This window comes from Paenibacillus sp. sg306046, assembly GCF_059821225.1.
This window is the reverse complement of sequence record NZ_JCAMRT010000026.1, coordinates 61831-69408: the sequence shown is the minus strand read 5'-3', so window position 1 is coordinate 69408 and position 7578 is coordinate 61831. Positions and strand designations below refer to the sequence as shown.

At 57.0% G+C, this 7578-nt stretch carries 5 protein-coding genes; 4 read left to right on the top strand and 1 reads right to left on the bottom strand.

Going from position 1 to position 7578, the window contains the following annotated elements; all coding sequences use genetic code 11:
* The 3 genes from AC6ROY_RS21655 to AC6ROY_RS21645 form a co-directional block, all read left to right on the top strand.
* The coding region (locus AC6ROY_RS21655) for a BclA C-terminal domain-containing protein (RefSeq protein WP_500102674.1) at window positions 1-659 on the top strand (659 nt) is incomplete at its 5' end.
* Window positions 660-699: 40 nt separating this feature from the next.
* Entirely contained in the window at window positions 700-2541 is a 1842-nt protein-coding gene (locus AC6ROY_RS21650; protein ID WP_500102673.1) for a glycosyltransferase, read from the top strand.
* A 98-nt stretch (window positions 2542-2639) separates the two neighbouring features.
* Complete coding sequence (locus AC6ROY_RS21645) at window positions 2640-4244, top strand: RCC1 domain-containing protein (RefSeq protein ID WP_500102672.1); 1605 nt, start codon at window positions 2640-2642, stop codon at window positions 4242-4244.
* 123 nt (window positions 4245-4367) lie between these two features.
* On the opposite strand, the gene AC6ROY_RS21640 is transcribed toward AC6ROY_RS21645, so the two are convergent.
* Complete coding sequence (locus AC6ROY_RS21640) at window positions 4368-5183, bottom strand: glycosyltransferase (RefSeq protein ID WP_500102671.1); 816 nt, start codon at window positions 5181-5183, stop codon at window positions 4368-4370.
* 193 nt (window positions 5184-5376) lie between these two features.
* Here AC6ROY_RS21640 and AC6ROY_RS21635 point away from each other — a divergent pair, with 193 nt between their 5' ends.
* Window positions 5377-7461: a methyltransferase domain-containing protein gene (locus tag AC6ROY_RS21635; RefSeq protein ID WP_500102670.1), complete on the top strand. Its 2085-nt coding sequence runs from the start codon at window positions 5377-5379 to the stop codon at window positions 7459-7461.
* Window positions 7462-7578: the final 117 nt, after the last annotated feature.

The following is a 7578-nucleotide window of genomic DNA, read 5'->3' as shown; positions in this document are numbered from 1 at the left end:
GCGCGACGGGAGTAACAGGTGAGACCGGGATGACAGGCGCAACAGGAATGACAGGCGCGACGGGAGTAACAGGCGCGACAGGAATGACAGGTGCGACGGGGATGACTGGAGCAACAGGGATGGAAGGAGCGACGGGTGTAACCGGGGCAACGGGAATGACAGGCGCGACAGGAATGATGGGAGCGACAGGCGTAACTGGATCGACGGGAGCTACAGGAGCTACAGGAGCCACAGGTGCTACAGGTGCAACGGGGGCTGGAGAAATTACGACGTACAGCCAGGCGGGCCGAAGCGGCGGCAGCTTGGCGGTTTTACTAGGAGGAACCAACGTACCATTGGATGTGGATCAGCTTCTAGGTAACATCACGGTTAATGGAAGTAACGATACCTTTACTATACCGACCGCGGGTGTGTATTTGTTCCAATATGACATTTCTTTGTCCATGGCTCAGCAGGTCAGCGCGCGTCTGATGCTGAACGGTTCAACTATGAATGGCAGCAGCATAGTTTCATCCTATACCAGGGGAGAATTTAACAACATGACCATTGCAGATGTTACGGCTGGTTCGGTAGTCAGCCTTCAATTGTATGGATGGTTAGGCAACGTGAATTTTGAAACAGGAGACGGCGCTTCCCTTACCATCATCAAGCTGAAATAGAAAGCCTGTCGAACGAATGAATCCAAAGGAGATTTAAACCATGAAGAAAATCAGCATCGTGATCCTGGCCCAGCAAGCGAGCCTGCTCAAGTCGTGCCTGACTGCCCTCAGACAGCATACGCATCAGCCTTATGAGCTGATCATTGTGGATGACTGCGGTCCTGCAGCCCAGATTAAGCTGCCTGAGCTTACCGAAACCGCCGATTGCCGGATCATCAAGGCGCAGCAGCCGCAGGGCGGCGTAGCCGCCGGATATAATCTGGGAGCGGCGGAGGCGACGGGGGAGCGGCTTGTGCTGCTCCGCGACCATATCGTAGTCACCGCGCATTGGCTGGAGGCGCTGGCCGACGGTCTGGATACGCACCCGGATGCGGCGCTCGTCGGTCCGGTCAGCCATGACGTGAGCGGCTGGCAGCGCACCGCGCAGCCGGTTCATGTGATGCAGGCGGCTGATCGCGCAACTCGCTTACGGCTGGCTGCACAGCCGGTGCAGTTGCGCCAGGTGACCCGATTGCTGAATATTCTTCTTATGGCGGACAAGGCTGTGTTCCAGCAGCTCGGCGGATTCGATGAACGATTTGCCCTTGAAACGTACGAGGATGACGATCTGTGCTACCGGGCGCTGCAGGCGGGATACAAGCTGTACATTGCCCAGGATTGCTTCGTCAAGTACGTCCAGCCGCCGAGCCGTTTCCCGCATGACCCGGATTGGCTGGTACGGCAGATGGAGCAAAACCGGCTGCTCGCGCAGGAGAAGTGGGGACTGGATGTGACAGAGGCGCTGCAGGCCTGGCGGCGTCCGGTCACCGTCAGCTTGTGCATGATTGTCAAAAATGAAGAGGAAACGCTGGCGCGCTGCCTGTCGAGCGTCCGTGATCTGGTGGATGAAATTGTAATTCTGGACACGGGCTCGACGGACCGCACCAAGGAAATTGCCGCAGAATTTTCCGCTTGCGTGTATGAGTTTACCTGGGTGAATGATTTCGCCAAGGCGCGCAATCGGGCATTCGAGCTGGCTACGCAGGAATATGTGTTGTGGCTGGACGCGGACGATCTGCTCAAGCCGGATGACCGCGAACAGCTGCGAGCTCTAACTGCAGCGTTGCCCTGGAACACGGATGTTGTGTCGATGCCGTACAATTTGGCTCATGACGCGCACGGAAACGTGACGGCGAGCCTGCGGCGCAACCGGCTTGTACGCAGGAGCATGGGGTTCAAGTGGATCGGTGTGGTGCACGAATACCTGGAAGTTTTCGGAACGTTCCTGCATAGCGACATTTGCGTGACGCATGATCGACAGCATACGAATTCCGCGCGCAATCTGCACATTTATGAGCAGCGCCAGGCGGCGGGAGAAGCCTTCTCACCGCGTGATTTGTTTTATTTTTCAAATGAATTGTTCGATCACGGGCAATGGAAGCGTTCTGCGGAGCACTATGAGCGATTTCTCGCCTTGCCGGAGGGCTGGGTGGAGGATCAGATTGCCGCCTGCGGCAGAGCCGCCGAATGTTATTTTAATTTGAATAACCTGCGGCTCGCGAAGCAGAAGGCGCTGCAATCGTTCAGCTACGCGCTTCCCCGTGCTGAAAATTGCTGCCGGCTGGGCATGTTTCATCTAGCCGAAGGGCAGTATGCGGATGCCATCTGGTGGTACAAGCTTGCGGCGGGCTTGACCCGGCCGGAGCAGACCCATGCGATGCTGCAGCTGGCCTGCTGGACGTGGCTGCCGCATTTGCAGCTTTGCGTCTGCTATGATCGGTTGGGACAATACGAGCAGGCTTATGCGCATAATGAGCTGGCCGCAGCCTTTGTTCCCGAAGATGAACGGATTCTGATGAATCGCACGTATTTGTCGGCGCGGCTGGCGGCAGCAGTTCAGTAATACGGGACTGCTGTCCGGCTGTGTCAGCTTGGAAGATTTGGTATAGAATGTTTAGAATGGAAGGTGAGTTGGTCACCGTGAAGAAGATGAAGTCAAAAATGACCTTAGCGGTAGGTTTGTCCGCATTGTTAGCCTCCGCAGCAGTACCGGCGCACGGGCTGGACCAGGCTGTGCCAGTCGGCCAGACCGTCCAGCAGCCGGAAGAGCATACAGAGCCTGCGGAGACGTTGCCGGCAGCTAGTGCGCCGACGGTGAGCGACGTCACGTATACGGTTTATGGCGCGCCGCCTGTTGTTCCCGTACCACCGGTTGTTATCCCGCCGGCTCCGGCTGTTGTGCCTCCTGTGCTTATCGCTCAGCCGTCTGTATCGGTCAGCCAGCAGGTCTACGCGTCGATTGCGTTCGGGGATCGGCATGGCGTAGCGGTAGACGCACAGCAGCGGGTATGGACATGGGGTAAAAGCCAAAGCGTACAAGCGGGTGCGGCAGGCGCGAATGCTCCTGTTGCGCCAGTTGTTGTGCCGCAGCTGGAGCGGGTTGTGTCCGTAGCGGCGGGTGCGGCGTTCAGCTTGGCGCTGACTGCGGACGGTACGGTCTGGGCATGGGGCGCCAATGAATCGGGCCAGCTCGGAAACGGCACCCAGACGGCGAACGATGCGCCTGTTGCCGTATTGGACGGAGTGGTGGAAATATCCAGCGGTATCGGCCACAGCATCGCCCGCAAGCAAGACGGCACGGTCTGGACGTGGGGGGCTAATGACAGCGGCCAGCTCGGTACAGGCGATCAGATAAATCGGTTAACGCCGGTGCAGGTGGCCGGACTTGGAGCGGTGAAGCAAGTTGCAGCGGCAGGCTTCCATACGATCATTTTGCAAGAGGATGGCACGGTTTGGACTTGGGGAGAAAATAGCTCCGGTCAGCTTGGAGATGGCGGCACGGTTAATCGGGCTTTGCCGGGCATCGCGCTGAGCCGGATGAGCTGGATTGGGGCAGGCGCTGATCACAGTCTGGCCGTTGATCCAGACGGCGCGTTATGGTCCTGGGGCGGCAACAGCCGCGGTCAGCTTGGCGACGGCACCCGGACAGACCGACCAACACCGGGGCGCGTAGTCTTGGATGCGCCGGTAGCGGAAGTAACGGGAGGTTTGTTTTACAGCGTTGCGTTGACGGCTGACGGGAACGTCTGGAGCTGGGGCTGGAATAATCGCGGCCAATTGGGCGACGGCTCGATGGAGAATCGCGAGCAGCCTGTGCGGGTGAGCGGACTGACGGGCGTTCACGCTTTGCAGGCTGGCCCAAATGCTGCCGGGGCTGTGACCGAGCAAGGCGTGTTCCATAGCTGGGGCGCCAACCAGGATGGACAACTGGGCAATGGTGCGAAGCATCTGGCGGTAAAGCCGATTACCTTGCTGGCGCTGTCGCCGGGCGCAGTGGACAAGCAGGCTCCGGAAGCGCCTCGACAATTGACGGTTCAGGGCGTTGCTCCGACCTTCATTAGCTTGGCCTGGTCTGAATCGGCAGATGACACGGGCATTGCCGGCTACGACATTTATGTCAACGGACAACTGGCGGGCACGAGCATCGAGCCGCGATTTACGGTGCGGGGACTGGAAGCTGGCACTGTCTATCAGTTCAGTGTGCAAGCTCGCGATACGGTGGGCAACCTGTCCGCAAGTCAGGAAATTTTCGGGACGACACAGTAAGCCATGCCATGCACAGAAGCCTCCTGCATCACGGAAGCGTGACGGGAGGCTTCTGTACACTGCGGTCGCTCGCGTGCAGGCTCGGACTCATGCCGCTGCAAGCGGAGAAGTACTTGGCGTGCGCTATTCCACCCACTCCACCAGATGAGGCTCCGGGTCGAGAATAGATAAGTATTGCTCCCGCGAGCCATGCTGCATATCCGGATCAAGCGTCAGGTAACGCCGGACTTTATCCAGACGGTTCTCCTCGTTAACCCAGCCGAGATGCTTCAGTCGAAGCGGAGAGATGGCGTTGGGCAGCTGGAAAATGTTTTCCGGAAACCGGCCGCAATGCTGCGGGGTTTCTTTCCAGATGTAGGTGAAGTCGGGGTTATATTTTAGCAAAAAGGGCCGGTAATAGTGATGTGCTTGCCAGAAGGCGTCGTCCCGGTAAGCGGTAGGCGTCCAGAAATCATACAGCCGGAAGCTGAACAGGCTGAATTCCGTTTGCTCCAGCAAAGGGTCCAGCTCGGCTGCGAAACGGTCCTCGAACCATTCATCGGCGTCCAGATTCAAAATCCATTCCGGATTGACGCTTAACGTTTCGGCCCATTGCTGCTTGCGCAGGGTAATTTCATTGCTGAAGCGGGACGTTTCATTACGAACCAGCTTGACGGGCAGTCCCTCCAGCACCCGCAAGCAAAGCTCGGCGCTATCGTCTGTGCTGCCATCATCAATGATGACAGCATCGTCAATAAAGGTGCGATGCTTCTCAAGCGCGTGCTGCAAATAGCGGCCGCTTTCGTTTTTGACAACCATGGAAAGCGTCAGTCTTGCCTTTCGGCGGCCTGCGGCGACAGGGCCCAGCGCTGCGGAGCGTGCAGCGTGCGGCAGTGTCTCGGCAGCAGGTTGAACGGAAAGCGCGCGCTTTCCGAATTTTTCGAACAAAGGCCCGAACATATGAATGAATCCTCCCTCAAGGTCTGGAAATGGCGCTGTTGCTTGTGTTTATTGTAGCATGTCGTTCTGGACAAACACTGGACAACTGTGAAGGGTTGTTGAGTGCTTGTCCGGCACGATATGCAGCGCATGGTGTGCCCTGAGGGACCGGAGCGGTACAGGGACGGCCAGCTATTATGAGGAGGTACTTCTATTGTCTAGACACAAAGTGCTGATCGCGAGTCCGATTCGGCAAACTCCGGCGATTCTGCATCAATTTCTGAACTCTCTGGACGAGCTCGAGTCGCTTGATGCGCAAGTCGATTATGCATTTGCCGATGATAATCTGGATGAGGAATCGACCTTGCTGCTTGCAGAGTTCGCTGCACGGAACGGGCGGACGACCATTCTTAGCCGTCGCCAAGCGGATCGGGAGGAAAGCTATGACCGTGACGAGCGTACGCATTATTGGAAGGAAGAGCAGGTCTGGAAGGTTGCCGGACTGAAGGACGAGCTGATTGAATATGCGCGCGGGCATGGCTATGATTATCTGTTTCTGATCGACTCCGATCTGGTGCTGCACCCGGCCACGCTGACGCGACTGCTCCTGCATAGCAAGGACATTGTATCGTGCATCTACTGGACCCAGTGGGAGCCGGATACGATGGAGATGCCGCAGGTGTGGCTGCAGGATGAATATACGCAGCATGCGCATGCGCGCAAGGAGGCTTGCAGTCCGGAAGAGAAGAGACGCCGCGTGAAGAGGTTTTATGCCCAGCTGCGTATTCCCGGTCTGTACGAGGTAGGAGGGCTGGGGGCTTGCACGCTGATCAGCGCCCGGGCGTTGCAGGCCGGTGTGAGCTTCCGTGAAATCAAAAGCATTTCCTTCTGGGGAGAAGACCGTCACTTTTGTATTCGCGCGCAGGCCCTCGGCTTCGAGCTGTTCGTAGATACGATGTACCCGGCTTACCACATTTACCGCAAGACGGATCTTGCCGGTGTGGAGGCGTATAAGGCCAACTGCCGTCAAGCCGTCAGCGGACTCGCCTTGTTGTCTGGAGACAGGCAGGGCGAGACGGTTGCTCCTCAGACAGCAGCACAGCTTGCGGAGGCCGGACAAGCGATGCTTAATTACGGGTATGAAGAGGCGGCCGCCGATTATTACAGGCAGTTTCTGGCCACGGGCGAGGGCTCGGCAGCTGAACGGCTGAGCGCCTGCATTCTGGCGGCCAAATGCTACGAAATCCTCAAGGACGCGGAGGCCGAAAGAGAGCTGCTTACGACCTATTTGAGCGAATTTCCACGCGCGGAGCTGTACTGCCGATTGGGTTTCCTGTGCATGGAAAAAAGCGGCTGGCGTGAAGCGGTTGTCTGGTATCGGCTGGCACTAAAAGCGAAGGCTCCTGCTGACGTTGTCGAGTCGCCTGACCCGAGTGCCTGGACTTGGCAGCCCCATCTGCAGCTATGTGTTTGTTATGACCGGCTTGGTGAGCATGAGCTGGCTATGGAACATAATGCGAAGGGGCTTTCTTTGGACCCGGATCATCCGAGCTTGCTGCTGAACCGTGACTACTTGCGCTCTTTGCTTGGCAGCGGCAGCGGGACGTTCAAGCCGATGGAGCTGCTGCCGCCGGGCGAAATGCCGATCACGAACTTTCATTCGCGGTTTGTGACAGATCGGGACGCGAAGGTTAGCAGCTTCGTGTACGAGCTGCCCGCTGAATGGTGGAGCAGGGGCTATGAGTACGCGTGGGCGGCCCCCTTCGCCGGACCGGAGGATGTAGTGCTGGATGCGGCATGCGGTGTAGGACATCCGCTCAAATTTTACTTAGGTCAGGTGGCGAAGGAGACATACGCTTGCGATCTGGATGATCGCATTTTATCACGTGAAGCGATTTTGCGGGATGTGCGGGATACGATTGGCGATGCGGCCTGCAGCGAGTTTGATCCGGCCTGGATCGACCGTGTACATCTGAGCCAGGCGAATCTGGTGCAGCTGCCTTACAGCAACAAGCAATTTGATAAAATCTTTTGCATTTCCGTGCTGGAGCATCTACCGGATGCTGTTCAATTTCAAACGCTGATTGAGTTTTCCCGAGTTTTAAAGGATGGCGGACTGATTATTTTGACAGTCGATTATCCAAATATCCAGATGGAGCGCTTCATGAAGCTGATGCGGGCTACACGATTGGAGTTTCACAGCAGCTGGGATTTCCACATTCCGCAACATGCGGTGTCGACTCAGCTTTGGGGATCGGAGCTGCGATGCATCCGGCTTGTACTCAGCAAGGAAATCTAACTAAACCACGGATGGCCGCCAATGCGTCCGCGTTGGGAAGGAACATGAGCTTCATCTTAATAGAAAGCGGAGTTCAGGCATTTATATGTCTGGATTCTGCTTTTTTTATTATTCCAT